This window comes from Variovorax sp. LjRoot175 (assembly GCF_964253805.1).
Lineage (GTDB): Bacteria > Pseudomonadota > Gammaproteobacteria > Burkholderiales > Burkholderiaceae_C > Variovorax.
The window spans coordinates 1,138,690-1,158,854 of record NZ_CAXURY020000002.1 but is presented as its reverse complement, the minus strand read 5'-3'; the positions used below and the strand labels follow the sequence as shown (position 1 = coordinate 1,158,854).

19 protein-coding genes and 4 pseudogenes are annotated in these 20,165 nt (G+C 63.7%); 17 read left to right on the top strand and 6 right to left on the bottom strand.

All coding sequences use genetic code 11. The annotated features are described in order from the left end of the window. Positions 1–100 precede the first annotated feature (100 nt). The 4 genes and pseudogenes from ACSQ89_RS35910 to ACSQ89_RS35895 form a co-directional block, all read left to right on the top strand. A complete protein-coding gene (locus tag ACSQ89_RS35910) occupies positions 101–1,393 on the top strand; it encodes a porin (RefSeq protein WP_436295077.1) in 1,293 nt (430 codons plus the stop codon). A gap of 14 nt (positions 1,394–1,407) precedes the next feature. Further along, a pseudogene (locus ACSQ89_RS35905) lies at positions 1,408–1,974 on the top strand (MurR/RpiR family transcriptional regulator); the annotation flags it as partial. 82 nt (positions 1,975–2,056) lie between these two features. After that, positions 2,057–2,203: an MBL fold metallo-hydrolase gene (locus ACSQ89_RS35900; RefSeq protein ID WP_436296950.1), complete on the top strand. Its 147-nt coding sequence runs from the start codon at positions 2,057–2,059 to the stop codon at positions 2,201–2,203. Positions 2,204–2,243: 40 nt separating this feature from the next. Next, positions 2,244–3,155: pseudogene (locus tag ACSQ89_RS35895) on the top strand (IS5 family transposase); the annotation flags it as partial. Positions 3,156–3,372: 217 nt separating this feature from the next. On the opposite strand, the gene ACSQ89_RS35890 reads toward ACSQ89_RS35895, so the two are convergent. Next, complete coding sequence (locus ACSQ89_RS35890; protein ID WP_436296000.1) at positions 3,373–3,774, bottom strand: PIN domain-containing protein; 402 nt, start codon at positions 3,772–3,774, stop codon at positions 3,373–3,375. After that, entirely contained in the window at positions 3,774–3,995 is a 222-nt protein-coding gene (locus tag ACSQ89_RS35885) for an AbrB/MazE/SpoVT family DNA-binding domain-containing protein (protein ID WP_093112048.1), read from the bottom strand. The genes ACSQ89_RS35890 and ACSQ89_RS35885 overlap by 1 nt, the downstream gene beginning before the upstream one ends. A 311-nt stretch (positions 3,996–4,306) precedes the next feature. On the opposite strand from ACSQ89_RS35885, the pseudogene ACSQ89_RS35880 reads away from it, so the two are divergent. The 5 genes and pseudogenes from ACSQ89_RS35880 to ACSQ89_RS35860 all read left to right on the top strand — a co-directional run. After that, a pseudogene (locus tag ACSQ89_RS35880) lies at positions 4,307–4,549 on the top strand (IS5/IS1182 family transposase); the annotation flags it as partial. A gap of 148 nt (positions 4,550–4,697) precedes the next feature. Next, entirely contained in the window at positions 4,698–5,942 is a 1,245-nt protein-coding gene (locus ACSQ89_RS35875) for a tyrosine-type recombinase/integrase (RefSeq protein ID WP_436296949.1), read from the top strand. Beyond that, positions 5,939–6,874 (top strand): tyrosine-type recombinase/integrase, encoded by a 936-nt coding sequence (locus ACSQ89_RS35870; RefSeq protein WP_436296948.1) that lies wholly within the window; start codon positions 5,939–5,941, stop codon positions 6,872–6,874. The genes ACSQ89_RS35875 and ACSQ89_RS35870 overlap by 4 nt, the downstream gene beginning before the upstream one ends. Further along, positions 6,867–7,862, top strand: coding sequence for a tyrosine-type recombinase/integrase (locus ACSQ89_RS35865; protein ID WP_436296947.1), 996 nt, complete (start codon positions 6,867–6,869; stop codon positions 7,860–7,862). The genes ACSQ89_RS35870 and ACSQ89_RS35865 overlap by 8 nt, the downstream gene beginning before the upstream one ends. Positions 7,863–7,942: 80 nt before the next feature. Next, a pseudogene (locus tag ACSQ89_RS35860) lies at positions 7,943–8,398 on the top strand (transposase); the annotation flags it as partial. Positions 8,399–9,216: 818 nt separating this feature from the next. On the opposite strand, the gene ACSQ89_RS35855 reads toward ACSQ89_RS35860, so the two are convergent. Together ACSQ89_RS35855 and ACSQ89_RS35850 are read right to left on the bottom strand one after the other, a co-directional pair. Beyond that, positions 9,217–10,317, bottom strand: coding sequence for a hypothetical protein (locus tag ACSQ89_RS35855; protein WP_436295982.1), 1,101 nt, complete (start codon positions 10,315–10,317; stop codon positions 9,217–9,219). Positions 10,318–11,078: 761 nt separating this feature from the next. Beyond that, positions 11,079–11,471, bottom strand: coding sequence for a hypothetical protein (locus ACSQ89_RS35850; RefSeq protein ID WP_436295983.1), 393 nt, complete (start codon positions 11,469–11,471; stop codon positions 11,079–11,081). A 388-nt stretch (positions 11,472–11,859) separates the two neighbouring features. On the opposite strand from ACSQ89_RS35850, the gene ACSQ89_RS35845 reads away from it, so the two are divergent. The 8 genes from ACSQ89_RS35845 to ACSQ89_RS35810 all read left to right on the top strand — a co-directional run bounded on the left by ACSQ89_RS35845 (position 11,860) and on the right by ACSQ89_RS35810 (position 17,473). Further along, positions 11,860–12,288, top strand: a complete 429-nt coding sequence (locus ACSQ89_RS35845) for a hypothetical protein (RefSeq protein ID WP_436295984.1) — start codon at positions 11,860–11,862, stop codon at positions 12,286–12,288. A gap of 67 nt (positions 12,289–12,355) precedes the next feature. Continuing rightward, positions 12,356–12,769: a hypothetical protein gene (locus tag ACSQ89_RS35840; protein ID WP_436295985.1), complete on the top strand. Its 414-nt coding sequence runs from the start codon at positions 12,356–12,358 to the stop codon at positions 12,767–12,769. A 32-nt stretch (positions 12,770–12,801) separates the two neighbouring features. Beyond that, positions 12,802–13,224: a hypothetical protein gene (locus ACSQ89_RS35835; protein WP_436295986.1), complete on the top strand. Its 423-nt coding sequence runs from the start codon at positions 12,802–12,804 to the stop codon at positions 13,222–13,224. A 51-nt stretch (positions 13,225–13,275) separates the two neighbouring features. Then, a complete protein-coding gene (gene yidD, locus ACSQ89_RS35830) occupies positions 13,276–13,602 on the top strand; it encodes a membrane protein insertion efficiency factor YidD (RefSeq protein ID WP_436295987.1) in 327 nt (108 codons plus the stop codon). Between the two features lie 50 nt (positions 13,603–13,652). Continuing rightward, the gene (locus ACSQ89_RS35825) at positions 13,653–14,066 is read left to right on the top strand and encodes a hypothetical protein (RefSeq protein ID WP_436296946.1); all 414 of its coding nucleotides are present in this window, start codon (positions 13,653–13,655) and stop codon (positions 14,064–14,066) included. Positions 14,067–14,233: 167 nt separating this feature from the next. After that, positions 14,234–15,487: a site-specific integrase gene (locus ACSQ89_RS35820; protein ID WP_436296793.1), complete on the top strand. Its 1,254-nt coding sequence runs from the start codon at positions 14,234–14,236 to the stop codon at positions 15,485–15,487. Continuing rightward, positions 15,484–16,470, top strand: a complete 987-nt coding sequence (locus tag ACSQ89_RS35815; protein ID WP_436295995.1) for a tyrosine-type recombinase/integrase — start codon at positions 15,484–15,486, stop codon at positions 16,468–16,470. Before ACSQ89_RS35820 ends, ACSQ89_RS35815 begins: the two co-directional genes overlap by 4 nt. After that, entirely contained in the window at positions 16,463–17,473 is a 1,011-nt protein-coding gene (locus tag ACSQ89_RS35810; protein ID WP_436296794.1) for a tyrosine-type recombinase/integrase, read from the top strand. Before ACSQ89_RS35815 ends, ACSQ89_RS35810 begins: the two co-directional genes overlap by 8 nt. A 262-nt stretch (positions 17,474–17,735) precedes the next feature. Here ACSQ89_RS35810 and ACSQ89_RS35805 read toward each other — a convergent pair whose 3' ends face one another. Beyond that, on the bottom strand, positions 17,736–18,410 hold the full coding sequence (locus tag ACSQ89_RS35805) for a hypothetical protein (RefSeq protein WP_436295614.1): 675 nt from the start codon (positions 18,408–18,410) through the stop codon (positions 17,736–17,738). 715 nt (positions 18,411–19,125) lie between these two features. Further along, positions 19,126–19,662 carry a GNAT family N-acetyltransferase gene (locus tag ACSQ89_RS35800; RefSeq protein WP_436295612.1) on the bottom strand — a complete coding sequence of 179 codons (537 nt, stop codon included), beginning with the start codon at positions 19,660–19,662 and terminating at the stop codon, positions 19,126–19,128. Positions 19,663–20,165: the final 503 nt, after the last annotated feature.

Genomic DNA, 20,165 nt, shown 5'->3' with positions numbered 1-20,165 from the left:
CCGGCACTCGTTGCCGAACCATCTTGCGGCACGTTGCCGCATCCACCGCCGGCGTTGCGAGGCGCCGGTAATCCTTGTCCGTCCCTTGGAGACACTTGCTATGCGTAAGTCCTTGATCACCTTTGCGGCGCTGGCTGCTTCGGGCGTTGCTTCGGCGCAGTCGTCCTTGACGCTTTTTGGCGTCGCTGATTCAGCGGTCAGCCGCTACAGCGTGAAGAGTTCCTTTTACAACAACACCGGGACGCTCCCGCCGCTGTCGGCACTCGCAGTGGCAGAAGCGACGCGTTCTCAAACCGTGCTGTCGAGTGGCGCCAACTCGTCGAGTCGTGTCGGCTTCCGTGGCACGGAGGATCTGGGCGGCGGACTAGCGGCAGGATTCTGGCTCGAGTCGGGCTTCAACCAGGACAGCGGCGCAAACGGACTGACCTCGTTCAACCGTCGCTCGACCGTGAGCCTGTCAGGTGGCTTCGGCGAGCTCAGGCTTGGTCGGGACTATGTTCCGACCTACTGGAACGAGAGCGTGTTCGATCCGATGGGCGCAGTCGGCGTCGGCGAAAACCTCATCAAGAGCATCAGCGGCAACATCGCCACTGCGCGCGGTCCGGGCTCCGCCGGCGCCGCGAACGACAACGCGATCCGGGCATCGAACAGCATCGGCTACTTCCTGCCGCGCAATCTCGGCGGTTTCTACGGTCAGGTCATGTACGCCCTGCCTGAGAACGTGAAATACAGCTACCTGTCCGACAGCCCGTCCCAACGTGGCCGCTACTACGGCGGGCGGTTCGGCTATGCAAGCGGCCCGCTCGATGTGGCGGTTGCCTACGGACAAAGCACGGCAGCCGACACCTTGTTGATCAGCGAGGCCGGGGTCGTGGCCGGCACCCGGCTTTCCGAGAAACTGCGCACGATCAACTTGGGCGCGTCCTACGATTTTGGTGTCCTCAAGCTGATGGGCGAGTTGTCGCAGGTCAAGGACAAGGCTGAGACCACCACCGCTCCCTTGAGTGCCGGCAGACTCACCTTCAAAGACAATGACGAGTACAACGGCGCCATGATCGGCATGACGGTCCCCGTCGGTGCCGGCGTTCTGAAGGCGTCGTACGCCCGCGTTAAGTTCAAGAACGACCCGGGTTCCGCCGCGCCGACGTTGCTGGCACTGGACCGCGACGCGTCGGTGAACAAGCTCGCACTCGGCTACGTCCACAACCTGTCGAAGCGCACCGCGCTCTACGCCACGGTGGCTCGCGCTCGGATCAAGAACGGGCAGAACAACCCTGCAATCATGGCCGTCGGGCTTGGGGCCCCTGCCTTCTTGTCTACGGGTTCGGGCGTGGCGGGTTTGGCACCGCGCAGCGCTACGGGCTACGACTTCGGGCTGCGCCACGCATTCTGACGTCAGGTCAGCGTCCGGAGATCGACACCATGATGCAGATCGCCAAGGATTCGATCGCCAACATCGAGGGCTTCCTCGCGCAACTCTCGGCCGACGAGCTGAAGCAGGCGGCCCGGCTGCTGGCCACGGCGCAGCGGGTCCGCGTGCATGGGCTTCGGCAGTTCAGCGCGCTGGCCAGCTTCCTGACCTATGGTCTCGCCATGGTGCGCGGCGATGTGTCCCTACTCGATCCGCACGGGCTCGGCGTGGCTGAAGGACTGGCCCAGTTGCAGCCTGGCGACCTGGTGGTGGTGACGAGCGTGGAGCCCTACACGCGGAGCATCGCCGAGACGGCAGCAGCCGCCGCGGAGGCCGGCATGGTCGTGATCGCCATCACCGACCACCGCGCCTCGCCGCTCGCGACCTTCGCGAAGCATGCGTTCTTTGTGCCGCACGGCAGCACCTTCTTCAGCAACTCGATGGGCGCCTACGTCATCTTCTGCGAAGGCCTTCTCAACCTGGTCGCCACCGATCTGGGCAAGAAGGCGTTGAAGGCGCTGGAGCGGCGCGAACGCTTCATCGCCGATCTGAAGATCGAATAGCGACCCTATTTCCCGGGCGTCGGTTTTTACACCCGACCTTCCTCGGCCAAGAGCAAACCATGAACAGCGCAATGCTGACGGCTTGGTTCTGATTGACACCGGCAGCCGCGAGACCGGAAATCAGATCTTCGCCGCAATCCGAAAGTGGGACGACCGTCCGGTTCGCACCGTGATCTATACCCACGACCACATCGATCACACTTTCGGCGTGCACCTAAGGCAACGCTGATCAAGTCGACCGCTGGCATGCCGCATGCATCGTCTTCCACATGAAGCAACAGACCCTGGCTATGGCCGCTGATCAGAACGTGCAGTACGAGCGCTACCGCAGGCCAACGAAGCGCGACATGTTCCTGGCGACGATGGAGCAGATCGTGCCGTGGGCTGCATTGTGCGAGGTCATCGAGCCGCACTACCCGAAGGCCGGCAATGGGCGACCTCCGGTGGGACTGGAACGGATGCTGCGGATGTACTTCGTGCAGCATTGGTTCAACCTGGCCGATGCAGCGTGCGAGGACGCGTTGCTGGACAGCACGGCGCTGCGCCGATTCGTTGGCATAGACCTGGGCCGAGAGCGAGTGCCCGACGCGACCACGTTGTTGAAGTTCCGCCGCCTGCTGGAGAAACACAAGCTGGGCGAAGCGCTATTCGCCAAGGTGGGCGAGGTGCTGCAGGTCCATGGCCTGAATGTCGGCACCGGCACGATTGTGGACGCCACGATCATCGGCGCACCCAGCTCCACCAAGAACAAGGAGAAGAAGCGCGACCCGCAGATGCACCAGACCCGCAAGGGGCGGCAATGGTATTTCGGCATGAAATTGCACATCGGCGTAGACAGCCAGACGGGTCTTGCGCACAGCGCGGTAGTCACGGCAGCCAACGTGCACGACAAGCATCCGCTGCCCGACCTTCTGCACGGCCAAGAGAAGCGGGTCTACGGCGACTGCGCCTATGCCTCGCAGAAGAAGTTGATCGAGGGCAAGGCGCCGGGGGCCGCGGACTTCACCAACCAGAAGGTCCGCAAGGGCAGCGTCACCGAGGAACTCGAGCGCATGGTCAACCGCATCAAGTCCAAGGTGCGAGCCCGGGTCGAGCACGTATTCGCCGTCGTCAAGCGCCTGTGGGGCTTCGACAAGGTGCGCTACCGCGGCCTGAGCAAGAACGCCACGCGCTCGTTCGCACCGCAGCGTTCTGGAGCGGTTCTCGCGCTACGACGCCACGCATCGCCTGAACAGCGTCGTCATGGGGAGGCAGTTCAACATGCCGGGCTACGCTTTCCCCGACCAGCATCGGCGCTCGAATCAGATTTACGACGACGTGCTCAGCCTGGATGAAAGTCCGCAGCGATACGACGACCAGCGAAAACCCCGATTGGCTCGCGAACTTCCGCTTTGACCGTCAGCGGGCCATCTGCTGTGCGCCGCTCACCTTGGCCGCCCGCTTGTCGAACGTCCACAATGGCGTTTCTCCTGCCTGCGCCGCCAGGGCGATGTGCAGGCAATCAGCAAAATCGGCCATGCCGTTGCGGTACAGCTGCAGTGCAACTTCAAGGGCACGCTCCGACTCAAAGGTAAGTTCGGCTGCCGAGAACAGGTTAGACAGTGCCTCCATCACTTCGCCCTTTTCGTATTCGAAACTCGCGCGAAGAACCCATTCGAGTTCGAGCGTGACCGTTACCGGCACGAAAAGAGTCTGACCTTCGGCTACGCACTTGCGGATGAGCCGTCTCGCCGCGGCCAACTGCGCCTCGTCATCTTGCACGACATAGCGCACCAGGACGTTGGTGTCGAGTGCGGGCATCAGCGCCAGGGATTCATCTCTTCGACGCCAACCCGCTTGCCTTTCGGGGCCTTCAGCATTCCAGCCATGTCGAGGATAGATTTGGTCTTGGCCCGAACGATGATCGTACCGTCTGGCGTCACGGACCAGACCAACCGGGTTCCAGGCTTGGCATGCACAAGCGCCCTCACATCGGCGGGCACCGTGGTTTGGCCTTTGGCAGTGATGGTGGACTCAGTCATAGAAATCCTTACTTTTGACTCCATTGTAATGCATGCTTCGGCAAAGACGGCAAAGACGGCAAAGACGGCAAAGCGATGGCTACCTTGCCTTGACTCCCCGGAGGGCTGCTTCGGAGCGATCCGGATGGGGCCCTAAGCCGACGTACGGGCGGGCGGATAGCGTGGGCGGATTTGCGCGCTGAACAACCCGCCGCTGCTTTGCTGCCCCAGGCTTTTATGCGCAGCCGGACATCTAGCGACGGCCGCTGCGCTGGCTGTCTCAGACTTCGCCGGCCTCGTGCCGCCTGCTGCGGTTGCGGATCCCAGGGGCGTCGGTGCCCGATGCCACCACCCTGTTGAAGTTCAGACGACTGCTGCTGGACAACGACCTCACCAAGGCCCTGTTCGACGAGATCAACGCCCATCTTGCCGAGCAAGGGCTTCTGATGCGCGCGGGCACCATCGTGGACGCGACCATCATCGCTGCGCCCAGCTCGACCAAGAATGCGGGCAACACACGCGACCCCGAAATGCACCAGACCAAGAAGGGCAACCAGTGGCACTTCGGCATGAGATGTGGTCGACCACATCTCATCCCTAATGTGGTGTCGGTTCATATGTGGCGCCCGGCGGCATCCCCCTCGGGAGGCCGGTCGCTGAGCACCACATAAATTCAACGGCGGCGTAGCGTCGGGTCCCCTCAGTTCACAAGGGGATCCGATCATGCTCGAGACTCTGTTTCGGTATTCGCGCGTTCTGGCCCGGCACCTCGATGGACCGGCAGCCGAGGAGCGAGACTGCTTTGTTGCACACTTCGCCGCGTCCGGTGCGACGAGGGACTCGGTTGCCAACCTGGCCAGCGAGCTCCTGGTCGTCGCGCAGCGCCTAGACGTCAGCGGTACGAGGAGCGTGGCGCCCGAGGAGGTCGCCTCGGTTGCCGATCGTTGGGTCCGGCATCACCGACGACGCGGCCGCAGCATCTCACCCGATAGGCGCCAGAGATTCGTGCAAGTGGCCACCGACTGGCTACGATTCATGGGGCGTCTGCAGTTACCGTCTTCGAAGCCGGGGGCGGGCACTGATTTCGTGGACGAGTTTGCGCTGCACATGCAGCGAGAGCGTGGCCTGTCGCCGAAGACTGTCAACAACCGCTGCTGGCATGTTCGGGCATTTCTGACGTGGCTCGATGACCAACACAGTGGCGCCAACATGGCTACCTTGGAGCATGTGGATGCGTTCCTGTCGATGCGGGGTGCACGGGGGTGGTGCCGGGCGTCCATCGCGACAGCAGCCACTGCATTGCGGTCCTTCTACGCGCACATGGCCGCAACGGGTCGTTGCGCAAAGAGCTTTGTCGCCGGGATCGAGGGCCCACGCCTGTTCAGGCAAGAGGCGCTGCCTGCCGGTCCGTGTTGGGACGACGTTCAGCGGCTGATCGCGAGCACCGACACGGATCGACCCAGGGATATCCGCGACCGAGCCGTCCTGATGCTCCTTGGAGTCTATGGCCTGCGGAGCAGTGAGGTCGTCGCGCTAACTTTGGATGACATCGACTGGGAGCGCGACATCCTTCACGTCACACGTCCCAAGCAGCGCTGCAAGCACGATTACCCGCTGGCCACTGAGGTCGGCAATGCGATCCTTCGCTATGTGCGCGAGGTGCGACCGCGGTGCGCATCGCGCAAGCTGTTCTTGACGCTCAGAGCACCGTTAGGGCCGCTAGCGCCACATAGCCTGCGCTACGCGGTGGCGCCACGCATTCAGGCGCTGGAGATCCGCTGTCCCCGACTGGGACCTCACGCTTTGCGCCATGCCTGTGCAGCTCACCTTGTGGCCGAAGGCCTGTCCCTCAAGCAGATTGGCGATCATCTCGGCCACCGCAGTTCCTCCGCCACGCGCACCTACGCCAAGGTGGATCTTGCTGGCCTGCGTCAGGTTGCCGAGTTCAGTCTGGAGGGACTGCTATGAAGACCGAGCAAGCCGTCGCGACCTACGTGGGCTACAAGCAATCTCTGGGGATGCGCTTCGTGACCCAGGCGCGCATGCTGAAGGCATTCAGCAAGAGTATGGGAGGCATCGAAGTCGACCGGATCGGGCCGACGTCGGTGCGCGCCTTCCTTGATGGCAACGGGCCGATGACGCGGTCCTGGCACTGCAAGTTCGGAACCCTTACCGGCTTCTACCGCTTCTGTCTCGCCCGCGGGTACGTCTCCAGCGTGCCGCTGCCCACCTCAGAGCCGAGGTGTCCCCAGACGTTTACTCCCTACATTTATTCGGAGGATGAGATCAGGCGACTCCTGCAGGCAGCCGCTGGCCGTGCTCACCGCAGAATCGATGCGCCCACCAGCCGAACTCTGCTCCTGTTGCTGTACGCAACAGGACTGCGCATCAGCGAAGCGCTGAACCTGAACCTGGCCGACGTCGACTTGGACGATTGTGTCCTTCACGTGCGCGGGTCCAAGTTCTACAAGACACGACTCGTGCCCATAGGCACCGACCTGACGCAGGTCTTGCGCGAGCACGTGAAGCGGCGTTACAAGCGTTCGCCGCTGGATCCCGACGCGCCATTCCTGCTGACATCTCGAGGTGATCGAGTCTCGCGGTCGGGCGCCGAGCAAGCCTTCAGTCAGATGCGATCGCAGGCCAAGGTGTGTCGACATGATGGCGCTCGATACCAACCCCGCTTGCATGACCTACGCCATACGGCGGCCGTGACGCGTCTTGTGCGGTGGTATCGCGAAGGAGTCGACGTGCAGCGCATGCTGCCTCAGTTGGCGACGTACCTGGGCCACGTGCACATCAGCGGCACGCAGTGCTATCTGAGCATGACCCCCGAGTTGCTGCAGCAGGCCAGCGCGCGCTTCGAGCAATTCTTCCTCGGGGAGACCAGCCATGCGTGAGACCAGCACGCTGGGTCCGTGGATTCGCCGATTCCTGCTGGAGCACCTGGTCAGCGAGCGCAATCTGGCTGCGAACACGCAGCTCAGCTACCGAGACACGATGTGCCAGCTGCTGCCCTTCGTGTCGGGGCGCCTGCATAAGGCCGTGGATCGACTGGCGGTGGTCGATGTGTCGCCGCAGTTGGTGCGGGAGTTCCTCAGTGACGTCGAGACTCACCGAGGCTGTGGTATCGCCACGCGCAATCAGCGCCTGGCGGCCATTCACGCCTTGGCCCGATTCGTCGGTGAACACAGCCCCGAACACATCGCCTGGTGTGCACAGGTTCGCTGCGTGCCCTACAAGAAGGGGACCCATGCCGCAGTGTCATACCTCGGCAAGGCGGAAATCGACGCGCTGCTGGCCTGTCCGAACCGGCGCACGGAACAAGGCCGTCGAGACTACGCGCTGCTCCTATTCCTCTACAACACGGGGGCGCGCGCCAGCGAGGCATCGGAGCTGATCGTCGGGGACCTGCATCTTGATCAGGCGAGCGTGGACATTCTCGGCAAGGGGCGTAAACGCCGCCAATGCCCACTGTGGCCAGCGACGGTGCGGGAGTTACGCGCGCTCGTGGGCGAACGCTCCCGGCAGGAGCACGTCTTCCTCAACCGGTGTGGCCAGCCGACGACGCGGTTCGGCGTTCACGCATTGGTCGAGCGCACCGCTGCGAGAGCCAAGGACCTCATGCCCTCTCTCGCGACGAAGAGAATCAGCCCGCACTCCATTCGCCACTCCACGGCCTCGCATCTGCTCAATGCGGGCGTCGACATCAATACCGTGCGAGCCTGGCTCGGACATGCATCACTCGACACGACCAACGTCTACGCCGAAATCGACCTCGAGGGCAAGGCGCGAGCGCTTGCGAAGTGCGAGATCTCTGCGGCGCAGAAGCCAAGCAAGCCGTGGCATTCCCAGCCGCACATCATGGAGTTCCTAAGATCGCTGTGACCGGAATTTATGTGGAGCTCAGCGACCGGCCTCCCGAGGGGGATGCCGCCGGGCGCCACATATGGACCAACGCCACATTAGGCATGAAGGCCCACATCGGCGTGGATGCGCAGTCGGGCCTCGTGCACACGGTGGTGGGCACCGCGGCCAACGTCAACGACGTGACCCAAGCCGGCGCGCTGCTTCACGGCGAGGAGACGGTGGCCTTTGGCGATGCTGGGTACCGGGGCGTGGACAAACGCGAAGAAGCGCAGGGCCCGCAGCGGCACGTCGCGATGCAGCCAGGCAAGCGCCGGCAATTGGACCCGAAGCGCAAGTGGGCGCGGCTGCTCGAGAAGGCCGAGCAGCTGAAGGCGAGCATCCGGGCCAAGGTCGAGCACCCGTTCCACGTCATCAAGAACCTGTTTCGTCACAAGAAGACGCGCTACAAGGGCCTTGCAAAGAACGAGGCACAGCTGTTCAGCCTGTTCGGGCTGGCCAATCTCGTCATCGCCAAGAGATCTCTCCTGCGCGTCGTAGCCCGAGGTGCGTCTTGAACAGCGGAAGTGGCCTCGAACGAGGCGCAAAACCTATGCGGCGAAGGCCGCGCATCGCGAAGTCGACGGATTTCTCGGCTGCATTCCTTCGTCATGTCCTCAACTCTGGCTGCGATGCTCATAGTTCAGCGTCTCCCTAGGGAGGCGGCCCGAACTACTGAAAATTTGATTGCGGGATTTTTCGACTAAAAAGTCGCCTGCGCATCGACGGGCGCCGGTTGGCAAAAGTTGTGGCACCTCCGTCATAGGAGCGGAGGGCCGAAGCAACCTCTACCAGCGCCTGCCGACTGTCAGGATGAATTGTGAAGTGCGACGGTGAGGCAACGATTACAAGATTACAAGACCCAACGTCGCTTGCAACCGCAGTTGGATTTCGCGCTTCCTTGTCGGCGGGCCCGGCTGAGCCGCTCGGCGGTTCCGCAAAGCCGGGAACCGGCGCGCTCAGGCTGGAGGATTTTCTTGTGATCGGCGCTCGAAACGCGAAGCGGCCGTGCCATGCGTAGCGAGCCAAGCCCGCCGTTCCAACTCGCAAGCCTCACAGGTCGCGACTTCAGAGTCGATTTGCGTGACCAGGTCATCGTCCGAACCGTAGCGAGCCCGGAGATCGCCGACGAGCGTGACCAAGTCGTTAAGGTGCCGGGACGTAGAAGGCATAGACATCGCGTTCTCCTCGGGGGGACGAAGCTTAGGTCATGCCCTCGGCGTTTGGCAAATCAAGAGACGATTCGTTTCACCCCGCTCCTTTGCGCGTCAACCGTGGCGGCGCGCTACGACCTGCAGGCGATGGCGCAGCCGTTGCGCGCCCCGCGCCCCGCGGCTCAGGGCGCAGGCACGGCCTCGCGGTTGCCGGGCACGATCATCGGCTGGTACGAGAAGACATCGCGGCTCTTCGGGTCCACGAGGACCTTCAGCCACTGGACGTCGTTGTTGCCGTTGGCCGCGTTGTCGCCGAAAGTCTCGACGCGGGTGAAGTTCTCGAGCCGGCGGCCGCGGGCGTCGAGGAAGGGCTTGTCGATGCGGAAGTAGTGCGAATCGCCATGCACGTACGCCACCGGGCGCCGGAACGCGATCACCTGTTCGCGCAGGGCCAGAAGGTATTCCTTGTAGCCGTCGGGCGCACCGTCGGTCTGCTCCAGCGTCAGCGGGTCCCGCACCGGCGCGCGCGTGGGGTCGCTCTTGTCCCAGCCGGGGTTGGCCTGGGCAATGATCATGAGCGCCACCGAGCCCGTTTGCGCCGCCGCCGCGAAGGACTCGCGCAGCCACCGGATGTTCGCTGCATTGCGCGCCCGGAACTCCGCAGGGTCCGGGGCCGTGTCGCACAGGTTGTTGCAGGAGCCTGGAATGTTCAGCGTGACGTAGGTGACCCTGCCCACTTTCCAGCGTCGATTCTCGACGCAGGGCACGGCCCCGGCCTGGCCGAGGCACAGGGCTTCGGTCTGGACTTCCTGCACGATCGGATCGCGGCCCATTGAGAGCGGCGTGGAGAAGAACACCTGGCGTTCGCGGTCGAGCCGTTCGCGGGAGTTGAAGCCGCCGTTGGCCGTCCGGTCGCAATCGGTCCAGTCGTTGTCGCCTGGCGTGAACATGGCCGCGCCCTGCAGCGTATTGAACCAGCCCACCGCCCGGTGGAAGAGGGCGTCGTCGCACAGGCTTCCCGAGCCCTGCTTGAGGTCGCCGTTGTGCACGGTGAACGTCAGCTTCTGCGCGTTCATGTCGGCCAGCAGGTTGGGCAACCCGACGGCTTCCTGGACGGGGGAGTAGGGAAGGTCGCCCCAGAGTCCGATCGCATATGCTGCGTTCGCCTCCCCCTGGTCGGCGTGGGCCGGCAGCGGGACGCAAGCGACCAGGCCGAGGGTGATCAGTCCTGCGCCCAGCCGCGTGGCGGAGCTGTGCAGGCGTCGAAGCAGCGAGCGGGTCATCGGGTGTTCTCCATCAACGGGCCGGCGGGATCTCCGGGGCGCATCTTGGGGTTCACTCGGTGACGCGCCGATGACATTCGCGGCGCCGCCGCCGCAAGCGTTCTACGGAGAAGCACGGGTTCGTCGAACGTGCGCACGGCGTGGCACACACTTCGACCCGTCCAGGTTCATCGCAGTAGGGAGAGATTGGCGCACAGGCGCACCTTTCGACGTTCCCGGCGGTGCTTGCTACCGGTTCGCATTCACCGTCCACTGTCCATTTGGATACGCGCCCCCGGGCGCCAAGGTGGCTCCCCGCGTGAGTGGTGAACTGGCGCGCCTAGCCCTGGGTTAGAGCGGACCTCAGGATCGCCGGTAAGCGGTCATTGGGCCACTGCCTCGAGCACTGGCCTAACTGTGAAAAACCAAGCGGTGCAACTTTGAAAATGGCGCTCGTAAGCCGTTGATTCTATTGGCCTTGCGAGTGTGACAATCTCGAAGGAACTCAGGTGAGTGAGCTCGTTCATAGTTAGACCGAACTCCCATCAAGATTAAGGCCCAACTTTGACGGCGGCGCGCGCAAGTGGTTGATTCGATGAGAAAAACGGGCAACGTGACGCCCGAGCGAGCACCTTTGGGCGACCAGTACCAAGGTCAGGGTAGGGCAGGGCGGGCCATCGAAATGGACCCGTGGTAGCCAGGATCGTGACCAGGTCTAGAAGCACGTACGCACTTACCGCTGGTCCGGCAACAATCGGTCGGCCACAACCGGTCGCTCGGTCTTACGTCTTGCGCGGCGGCCGCGCGTCCTTGCGGACAGGTTCACTACCATCGTCGCGATAGCGAAGTTGGTTGCCGACTCGGCTCGGGTACTTCAGCGCGTCCATCGATCCTGCTCGTCCCGTGAAAGGGCGCATCTCGCTGCCGTTGTACGTTTCGCGGTGCAGGGGGGGCCTGGGTCCGATCGTCGGCACCGGAGCGGATACGCTCTGCTCGTCTTGCCCTCGCAGCGCCTCGCTCCCCTTGGCCGTGATCGTGTGTAGATGGCTTGGCGTCCCGTCGTGTCGGGGGCTGGAAACTTCCCGGACGTAGCCCTGTGCGCGCAGTGCCGCCAGATCTTCGGAAACCGGTCGGCCCAGGCTCTGGCCGATGGCGATGCCGAGAGACAGGTCCATGCGAGCAACTGCGCGCAGAACGGCGAGATGGTCCGGGGTGAGGAAAGCAGAGGATGGGGGAGTCATCTCGCATTCTCCACGCATCGCGCCACAATTTGGCTATCAAGGGCTGAGGTCGGCCAGGAGCGGTCCGTCGTTCTTGCGGCGTATGGCTGTCGCTCGACCTGGGCGACGGGCCTATGGCATAGCGTCGGCCCTCCAACTGTGAGGTCCGAAAGCGGACTCTCGGTGGCGGCGGACAAGTGAACGTGATCTTGGCCAACGTGCATTCCCATGGCGGCGCCTCGACGGCCCGTTTGCGCTTGGATACTCAGGAGCGCATGATGCTTTTGGCGCCCACGACGCAGTCTTTCTGCACCGTGACGGTAGGCTCCAATCGAGGAACACAATGGCGAGCGCCCCAATCCTGCCAAAGCTTTCAGCAGTTCTGCTCGCGGCATGCATGGCCGACGCCGCGCAAACTCAGACTGTGCAAGAGATCTCAGGTGCCGCTCTGGTTGAACTGGTCAGCGGGCGAACCTGGGGACTCTCAATCTATGGGACCCCGGAACGCCCTTCGCACACCAACCTCTTTGACTTTCGCAAGGACCGGTCGGTGTGCGCGAGAGCGGTTGGGAGCAAGCATACGGACAAGTGCGCGGACCAGGGCAAATGGGAAGTTAAGAACAACGTGCTCTGCTGGGAACTGACATGGATGGGTGCTGAGTCAGGCTTGAAGGCTTCCTGCGTGTCCGTGAGACAGGTCGCCGGCAACCGGTTTGAACTGAGAAGCGAGAAGACGCCGGACCTGGTGTTCGCCGTAATGCAGGTCATGTGAGACTCGACGCGACAGCTCCATTCTCGACTCCCCGCAGCGACGCTGGTACGGTAGATGAGTCAAAGCCGTGGAGGTTCAGCGCTCCACCGCGCTCTGCATTGAACGTCAAGGCCTTCAAGCGGAGTCCCGGCATCCCTCGAACTTGGCTCTTGCGGATGCGACGGTTTACGATCGCGAACTGGAACTGTCGGCCAGAACCGGTCACTCACAAGCGAAGAACAAGGTGAAGTTTCGAATCGAGTACATCTTTGACCAGCAGCGGCCGGTTTCGCTCTTTGCTCGTCAACTCGAAGCAGGTCAGTTCGCTGTTTCGGAGGGCTCTCATCTGGGTGGTGTGCCCATCAAGCCCTACCTCTCTCAGCCGCGCGCGCTGACACCCGACGGAAGACCAGACATGACCGTCTCCACGTTCGTGCTCGCGACCGCCCACGACCTGCCGCGCCTACGGGTGGGTCAGGAAGTTGAACTCAAAGAGGTGTGACGCCTGACGGCCAACACCCGACATTCAGCTCTATGTCCAAACACACGCTCTTCGCCTACGTCGATGGCGCAGACCTTCACGAAATCGAGGGAGAACTTGAGGCCAAGCTCGTGGACTTCGTAAGGAACCGATCTTGGAAGTTGCACATCCCGTGGGTTGTCAACCAGCGCGGCTGTACGCAGGGACTCAGGGACGGCGATCTCCCAACTTGGGATCTCGGACTGAACTTGGTTCTCCCCGATATCGGGCACGAGCCAGAGGGATGGTTCTCGGACGTTGAGCAGATTGCGAAACTGGCAGGAGAGCTCCATTCGCAGTTCGGAAGGGACTTTGTCATCGGGATAGCTGACACGAAGACCGGTATCACAGAAGACCTGTTCGACGTTGATTCCGATACTCCAGACCTCGCCTTGCTCCGGCAGGTCATCGGCGTCGAGCCGCCCAAGATCGGCTAGGTCAGCCAGCGGCCAGGACCAGACATTCAGCACGAACGTCCAACGAGGCACATGAAGACCTTCGCGATAGCTTCCATTGACGGATACCAGCGGTTCATTTCGCCCTACAAGGGCTTCAGCTGCGCACATAGAGTGCGGACGGGCGGAGCTTCCTGTTCGCGTTTCGCAAAGCGAGCGATTGCTCGCCTGGGGATGGTGGCTGGCGTCCTGGTCACCATCCGCCGCTTTGAAGCATGCGCCGCCTCGGCACGAGTCCTCCCCAGCGCGGAAGCCCAAGCAGCCGCGGCGCCGCCGGAAGCTCCCGCTGATGCCTGCCCGCTTTGGTCCCGCTGGGGCGCGAGGAAACTGTCAGGGTGCTGCGCGTGCTGGCCCGGCTAGGTCAGAATCCGGCCACAGCCGAACCTTCCGACCTCGCTTCCAGTAGAACCATGCAACGACACACTCTGTATGCGTACGTAGACGGCTCTGACCTAGAAGATGTCGCCGCGCCCATTGAGGAAAGGCTCCTGGTGCTTGCCGCAGCGCCAGGCTGGGTCACCTCCAGGCCGACCGTGGTGAACCAGAAGGCAAACGTGTCGGGCGGCCGCCCTGGCGATTTGCCCGACTGGGACCTTGGCATCAACTTAGCACTGCCGGACCCAGGCGCCGAGCCTGATGGGTGGTTCGGCGACGTTGAGCGCATCGCAGGGCACTTGGCAAAGCTGCACTCGGCGTTCGACCGCGAGTTCGTCATCGGCATTGCCGACAACGTCAGCGGCGTGGCCGAGGACCTCTTCTTCGTCGAGTCTGACGCGCCGGACCTAGACAGGCTGCGTAGCGCTATCGGTGTGCGCGGCGGCTAGCATCAGCGGCTTGCGGCCATTAGGCACAGGACCCACTTATGAACAGTTGGCGGGACCGATGATCGCCTGAGGCGCACCGCACCTCGTGATCGAACCTCGTCCACGGGCGAGTCTGTACATAAGTTCGCATTTGCGGCAGCACGGCGGCTCCACTTCTGGAGCCCGCCATGCACAAGATTCCCTCTTTGCACCCAACCGTCCGCGGCTGGCTTTTCGACGGCCCGTTGGCCGAGCATGTTCCGGCATACGTCGCGCGGCTGAAGGGCGGTCGCTACGCGCCCAACACCTCGGCCCGCTGCCTCGGCGCCATCGCGCACTTCGCTCATTGGATGGCGCTGTGCCGGTTGTCGGCGAACCGGCTCGACGAGAGCCGCATCGAGCAGTTCCTGCACGAGCACCTCCCGCACTGCGGTTGCCCTCCGCCGGCGATGCGGCATCCGCGCGAGGCGCACGCTGCATTGATGCCGTTGTTGGCCCTGCTGCGCCAGCGCGGTGTTATCAGCGACCTGCCGTCGCCGACGGGGCCGATCGCCGACGAGCTCAGCCGCTACGACGCTCACATGCGCGACGCCCGCGGCCTGAGCGCAATGACCAGGACGAACCGTCTGCGCATCGTTCAGCGGCTGCTGCTCGCGAAGTTCGCCGGCCGCGCGTTGAGATTCCACGAGCTTGCGCCCGACGACGTGCGCCGCTTCATCGCCGAGCAGCTCGAACTACGCAACACGGTAAGCAACGCCATCACCATCAACGGTGCGCTGCGGGGCTACCTGCGCTGGCGCGGCAGTTGCGGCGACGCGGTGCAGCCATTGCTGGGCGTCATCAGCTCGCCGCCCAACTGGAGCTTGGCGTCGCTGCCGCGCGCGCTTACGCCCGAGCAAGTCGACCGCGTCCTGAACTCGTTCACGGGCACGCTGCGCTCGCCCAAGCGCGGCTACGCGATCGTCCGCCTGGCGCTTGATCTGGGCCTTCGCACCGCCGAGATCAACCGCCTGCGGCTCGACGACATCGACTGGCAGCGCGGCACCGTCACCCTCAAGCGCACGAAGTCGAAGCGCCAGGACGTGCTGCCGCTGCTGGAGGCCGCCGGCAAGGCGCTGGAGGACTACATTCGCCACGAGCGACCGGCAAGCCGCAACCGAGCGGTGTTCGTTCGGCATCTCGCCCCGCACGATCAGCCTGTGGGCACGGCCGCCATCCGCAGCGTGGTGCGCCGTGCGTTCCGCCGCGCCGGCATCCCGCATGAACGTACCCACGCCCTGCGCCATACCTTGGCCTGTCGCCTCGTGGGCAGCGGCAGCCCGATCAAGGAGGTGGCCGACGTGCTGCGCCACCGGTCGCTGAACACCTCCCTCATCTACGCCAAGCTCAATGTGGGCGCGCTGGCCGAAGTGGCGCTGCCGTGGCCGGGGAGCGCGTCATGAGCCGGGCCGTCAGCCTGGCTGCTCGGGTGGAGCAGTACCTCGCAGAGCGCCGTCGGCTCGGGTTCGATCTGAGGTCGATGCGCTATGGCCTGGACAGCCTGGTCGAGCATGTCAGGAAGACCCGGCATCGCGGCACGTTGACGATCGAGGTGATGGCCGCCTGGGCACGGCAGGCCAGGCAAGGCGCCGGAACGAATGCCACCTGGGCGCGCAGGCTGCGCCTGCTGCGGCCGTTCACGCGCTGGCTTCAGCAATTCGAGCCGGCTACCCAGGTGCCCGAGGAGGCGATGTTCGGTCCGATCCCGGGTCGGGTGACGCCGCACATTTACCACGACGAAGAGCTCGTTGCGCTGCTGGAGGCCGCCGGTCGCATCGGCCCGCCGACGGGGCCCCGCGGCGCCGTGATGCAGACGCTGTTCGGTCTGCTGGCGTGCACCGGGATGCGGATCTCGGAGGCGCTTGCGCTGGTGGACGCCGACGTCGACCTGAAGTCCGGCGTGTTGACCATCCGGCAGAGCAAGTTCGGCAAGCCCCGGCTGGTGCTGCTGCATGTAACCGCCGTGGCGGCGCTGCAGCGCTATCGACGCCAGCGTGATCGCTACGTGCGCGCCACCCCGGAGACGCCACTGTTGATCGGATCGCGGGGCCAGCGGCTGGGGCAGCCGCTCGGCGACCATCAGGTTCACCTCATCTTCGATCAGCTACGCCGCCGGCTCGGCTGGGTGGGCCGCGGCGCTCACGGCATGCCGCGCATTCATGACCTGCGGCACAGCTTCGCGGTGAGGCGGCTGCTGCTGTGGCACCAACAGGGCGTGGACCTGGATCAGCGGATGCTGGCGCTGTCGACATACCTGGGCCACGCCAAGGTCTCCAACACCTACTGGTACGTCAGCGCCGTGCCGGAACTGATGGCCATCGTCGGCAAGCGCTTCGAGCACTTCGTCGATCCGTGGGAGAGCCTGAGCGAGGACGGCGATGAGTAAGACAACGCCCAAGCCGCCGAGCTTCGCCGCGCTGGTGCAGGCCTTCTTCGCCGAGCACCTTCAGCAACAACGCGCGATGAGCCCCCACACGGTGGCCGCCTACCGCGACGCGTTCGTGTTGTTCCTGGACTTCGCGAAGAAGCGACTGCGCAAGCAGCCGACGGCGACCCGGCTGCACCACATCACGCCGAAGCTGATCCTCGCGTTCCTCGACCATCTGGAGCACGAGCGAGGCAACTCGGTGCGCAGTCGCAATGCACGGCTGGCGGCACTTCGCGCGTTCCTGAAGTTCGCCGGCCGGCGCGACGTCACCGCGCTGCATGTCGTCGAGCAGGCGCTCGGCGTGCCGATGAAGCGCTTCGAGCGCCCGATGCTCGGGTTCCTCTCGCGCGAGGAGATGCTGGCCATCATCGGCGAACCGGGTAACAGCTGGACCAGCCAGCGAGACCATCTGCTGCTGCGCATGCTCTACAACACTGGCGCGCGGGTGTCCGAGATCATCGGTGTCAAGCTCGCCGACGTAGTGCTCGACGGCGCGGCTTGCGTTCACCTGCAGGGCAAGGGTCGCAAGCAGCGCACCGTGCCACTGTGGCGTTCCACGGTCAGGCAGATCCGGACTTGGCTGAAGCTCAACCCGCAACTCGGGCCGGCCTCACCGCTACTGCCGAACCGTATCGGCACGGCGATGACGCGCAACAACGTGACGCAGCGGCTTGCCCTGGCGGTAAAGGCCGCGACCACGATCCAACCGCAGCTCGCCAAGCGCCGCATCTCTCCGCACATCGTTCGACACGCGACAGCGATGCACTTGCTGCAATCCGGCGTCGACATCAGCGTCATCGCGCTGTGGCTGGGGCACGAGAGCCCGACAACGACACATCTCTACATGGAGGCGGACCTCGCGATGAAGGAGCGCGCGCTGGCCAGGCTGCACGAGCCCGACGCGGCAATACGTCGTTACCGAGCTCCCGACTCGCTGGTGGAATTCTTGAAGACTCTGTAGTTATGGGCAGTACCCGGGTGCCGCGTCTCCGCCCCGTTCGAGGAGGGCGCCCGGGATCGCCCGGCGAACTGTTCATAACTGGGATCCGTGCCTAATGGCCGTTATGAACATCTATTCATAACGGCCACAAGGCGACGTTGGCCGCTCAGCCACATAGCCGCCCTTCGAATCTCGAAATCCGCCCAGTTCAGGTGACGGTCTCTGCCCTTCGATGCTTCACCCCCGACCATCGCCCTTGGGGCGCCGAATCCATCACCAAGCGTCACACTGCTGCTGGCCTTGATGCCAGCCCGGAGAATTCGCGTACTAGGTCCGAAAGAGATGCGCCCATCTCCTGCAATCGCCTCGCGAAGTTTTCGGACCTGCCGACAAAGGAGGCTTGTTCTGCCAGGGCGGTCTTCAGATCCTCACGCACAAGGGCCCGCTGCATCGGGTAGCAGACTTCGTCGAGAGCCGTGAACACGGTCTTGTGGATGAACTCGACCAATTCGCCGTCCGCCTGGGTCAGCTTGGTGAAGATCGCGTCCGCCTGCGCGAGCTTGTCGCCAGGGAACAGCTTTGCAAACCTGTCGCCCAACTGGTCCTGGAGCTTGCCTCGAATTTCGGTGTCGTAAACAAAGCCGATGTCGCTGCATCGAAACTTGAGGGTCTGATAGCCCTTTCCGGTCTTCAGTTCTTCATATCGCGCCACTAGGTCCGCAAACTTCACGCGGGCACCATCCTGGCTCACATCGAAGTTTCGAAACTCGTTGATCCATCGCGACAAGTTCCCGTTGGCTTCGAGTAGTGCCTCGCAGATCCTCCGAAAGCCTTGTGCAGCCTCGCGGTAATCGCGCATTACTAGTCGAGCAATCGGCCTTAGCAGACCGACGAGTGACCCCACTGCCTCGAAGCCATCCTTTGTCATCGACAGTGCGCTGTCGTTGTCCTTGGACATATCACCTCCGGGCATCCATTTGCGGGACCACGGAGAGCCTTGTCGGCGCTCCGAGAGTCGTGAGCTGGCGGTCGGGACCGAGCGATCGTGCCGATACACGCCCTGGCTTGTCAAGCTCGTTCGCGGCGTGGAACGCCTGGAGCGCGGGCCCCGGGTCGCCGTGGTCCTGCAGGAATGGCGCGTCGACCTTCAGCGCGTCGCCCCTCCGTGCGGGCTGCCGAGGCCAGCGGCTTGCGACCTTCTGCGACCTTGGCCAACTGCGCGCCTGGATTGCCGGAATCGCCGCGGCGGATGTGGTGCTGGTCGATGTCACGCAGGGGATCGACGGCACTTCCATGGTGGGCCATTGAACTACCGCTTTCAGTCTGACTAAGACGGCCGTGGGGTACCACGGGCACTGCGCTCGTGGCAACGCCGTCCGACAAGTTGGCTCGCTGCGAACCTGACCTTCGCTGACGCCTCGACGAGGCGATCCAAGCCGACAACATACGACCGGTCTCACTAAGGCCGAAGGTCAGCAAGGGCCCCGAGCCGACATAGCGGCCGCGCTGAAGCAGACATTGCTGCCACGAATGAAGGGGCGGTTACTGACTGCCCCTGCGTGCGGCCTCGTAGGTGTTCAGAAGCTGCTGGAGCGTGGCGCGCTCTTCATCGAAGTGGCGTTCCCAACGACCTGGCACTTGACACCTCCGTTCAGGCGTGCGACAGGATTGCTTCATAGCGGCTTGCTCATGCGCAAGATCGGGACCGCAACGCCGCCGCGGTCGTCCGTGAGGCGTTCGCATGGCTCATAGCCGCAGGCGCGGTAGAGCGGCTCGCCTGCCATGGTGGCCATCAGTTCCACTTTCTTGAAGCCTTCGGACCGCGCCGCCCCCTCGCAGAGCGAGAGAATCAGCCGACCCACGCCTTTGCGCGTGTGTTGCGGGTGGGTGTACATGGCGCGGACCCGCGCCGCATCCTTCGCCGGGTCGAGCAGGACAGCGCTGCGCCCGGGCGACTGGTCTCCGCCATACAGGGTGGCGCGGCGGCTCCATCCGCCGCAACCTGCAAGCCTGCCGTCCGCTTCCACGACGAAATAAGTTCCATCATCGATGAGCTGGGTGTCCAGCCCCATGATCGCCCGGCTCGACGCGATCTGGCTTTCGTCGAGGAAGGGCTTCTGCAATTCGGATATTGCCGCGTCCATCAAGGCCCTCAGCGCGTCAATGTCGTCGCGGTGGGCAAGCCGGTGGGTCAGGGTCGCACTTGTCATGGCTCTCTCCTTGGCACGCCTGAGCATTCACCAGTTTAAGACCAAGTCGCTGCTCGTTTGCAAGCTCGCCGATGCTTGAGACTGCACGTCCGCTCATGGCCGGGTCCGGCCTCACGGTTCGGCCGATTGTGCCGCGGCATCGGGCCCGAAGGGATAGTTCGTCTTTGCCGAAGCGGCGGTCGCTATCGCGCACAACCTTCCGGATTCCTGTCTTTCTGCGGTACGCATGTTCTGCCATCGCAGAAGAAGTCGCCCTGTTCGACGAGCGAAGGTCCGCTGCCAATCAATCCCACCTCGTATGTCCGCTGTTCTACGGTAGCCGGCACGCTCGTAAGGCCAACCTCTCTGCGTGTGAGCGATGGGTGGTTCCGAATCCAGCGGCGCGTCTTGACCAGGTAGTGCAGCGAGCCGTCAGGTCCGCGGTGCAAGTCACTTGACAGAACTTCGCTTGCTCGAGCGCCTGGGGTGGACTCTGCTGCAACGAGTGCGATTACGTGCCGCTC

What these genes read in the sequence shown, in the direction of transcription:
- ACSQ89_RS35845 (WP_436295984.1), top strand. Translation starts at nt 11,860, where the DNA reads ATGGCGAGCGCCCCAATCCTGCCAAAGCTTTCAGCAGTTCTGCTCGCG.
- yidD (WP_436295987.1), top strand. Translation starts at nt 13,276, where the DNA reads ATGAAGACCTTCGCGATAGCTTCCATTGACGGATACCAGCGGTTCATT.
- ACSQ89_RS35870 (WP_436296948.1), top strand. Translation starts at nt 5,939, where the DNA reads ATGAAGACCGAGCAAGCCGTCGCGACCTACGTGGGCTACAAGCAATCT.
- ACSQ89_RS35850 (WP_436295983.1), bottom strand. Translation starts at nt 11,471, where the DNA reads ATGGACCTGTCTCTCGGCATCGCCATCGGCCAGAGCCTGGGCCGACCG.
- ACSQ89_RS35875 (WP_436296949.1), top strand. Translation starts at nt 4,698, where the DNA reads ATGCTCGAGACTCTGTTTCGGTATTCGCGCGTTCTGGCCCGGCACCTC.
- ACSQ89_RS35820 (WP_436296793.1), top strand. Translation starts at nt 14,234, where the DNA reads ATGCACAAGATTCCCTCTTTGCACCCAACCGTCCGCGGCTGGCTTTTC.
- ACSQ89_RS35810 (WP_436296794.1), top strand. Translation starts at nt 16,463, where the DNA reads ATGAGTAAGACAACGCCCAAGCCGCCGAGCTTCGCCGCGCTGGTGCAG.
- ACSQ89_RS35825 (WP_436296946.1), top strand. Translation starts at nt 13,653, where the DNA reads ATGCAACGACACACTCTGTATGCGTACGTAGACGGCTCTGACCTAGAA.
- ACSQ89_RS35890 (WP_436296000.1), bottom strand. Translation starts at nt 3,774, where the DNA reads ATGCCCGCACTCGACACCAACGTCCTGGTGCGCTATGTCGTGCAAGAT.
- ACSQ89_RS35835 (WP_436295986.1), top strand. Translation starts at nt 12,802, where the DNA reads ATGTCCAAACACACGCTCTTCGCCTACGTCGATGGCGCAGACCTTCAC.
- ACSQ89_RS35855 (WP_436295982.1), bottom strand. Translation starts at nt 10,317, where the DNA reads ATGACCCGCTCGCTGCTTCGACGCCTGCACAGCTCCGCCACGCGGCTG.
- ACSQ89_RS35805 (WP_436295614.1), bottom strand. Translation starts at nt 18,410, where the DNA reads ATGTCCAAGGACAACGACAGCGCACTGTCGATGACAAAGGATGGCTTC.
- ACSQ89_RS35800 (WP_436295612.1), bottom strand. Translation starts at nt 19,662, where the DNA reads ATGACAAGTGCGACCCTGACCCACCGGCTTGCCCACCGCGACGACATT.
- ACSQ89_RS35910 (WP_436295077.1), top strand. Translation starts at nt 101, where the DNA reads ATGCGTAAGTCCTTGATCACCTTTGCGGCGCTGGCTGCTTCGGGCGTT.
- ACSQ89_RS35885 (WP_093112048.1), bottom strand. Translation starts at nt 3,995, where the DNA reads ATGACTGAGTCCACCATCACTGCCAAAGGCCAAACCACGGTGCCCGCC.
- ACSQ89_RS35865 (WP_436296947.1), top strand. Translation starts at nt 6,867, where the DNA reads ATGCGTGAGACCAGCACGCTGGGTCCGTGGATTCGCCGATTCCTGCTG.
- ACSQ89_RS35815 (WP_436295995.1), top strand. Translation starts at nt 15,484, where the DNA reads ATGAGCCGGGCCGTCAGCCTGGCTGCTCGGGTGGAGCAGTACCTCGCA.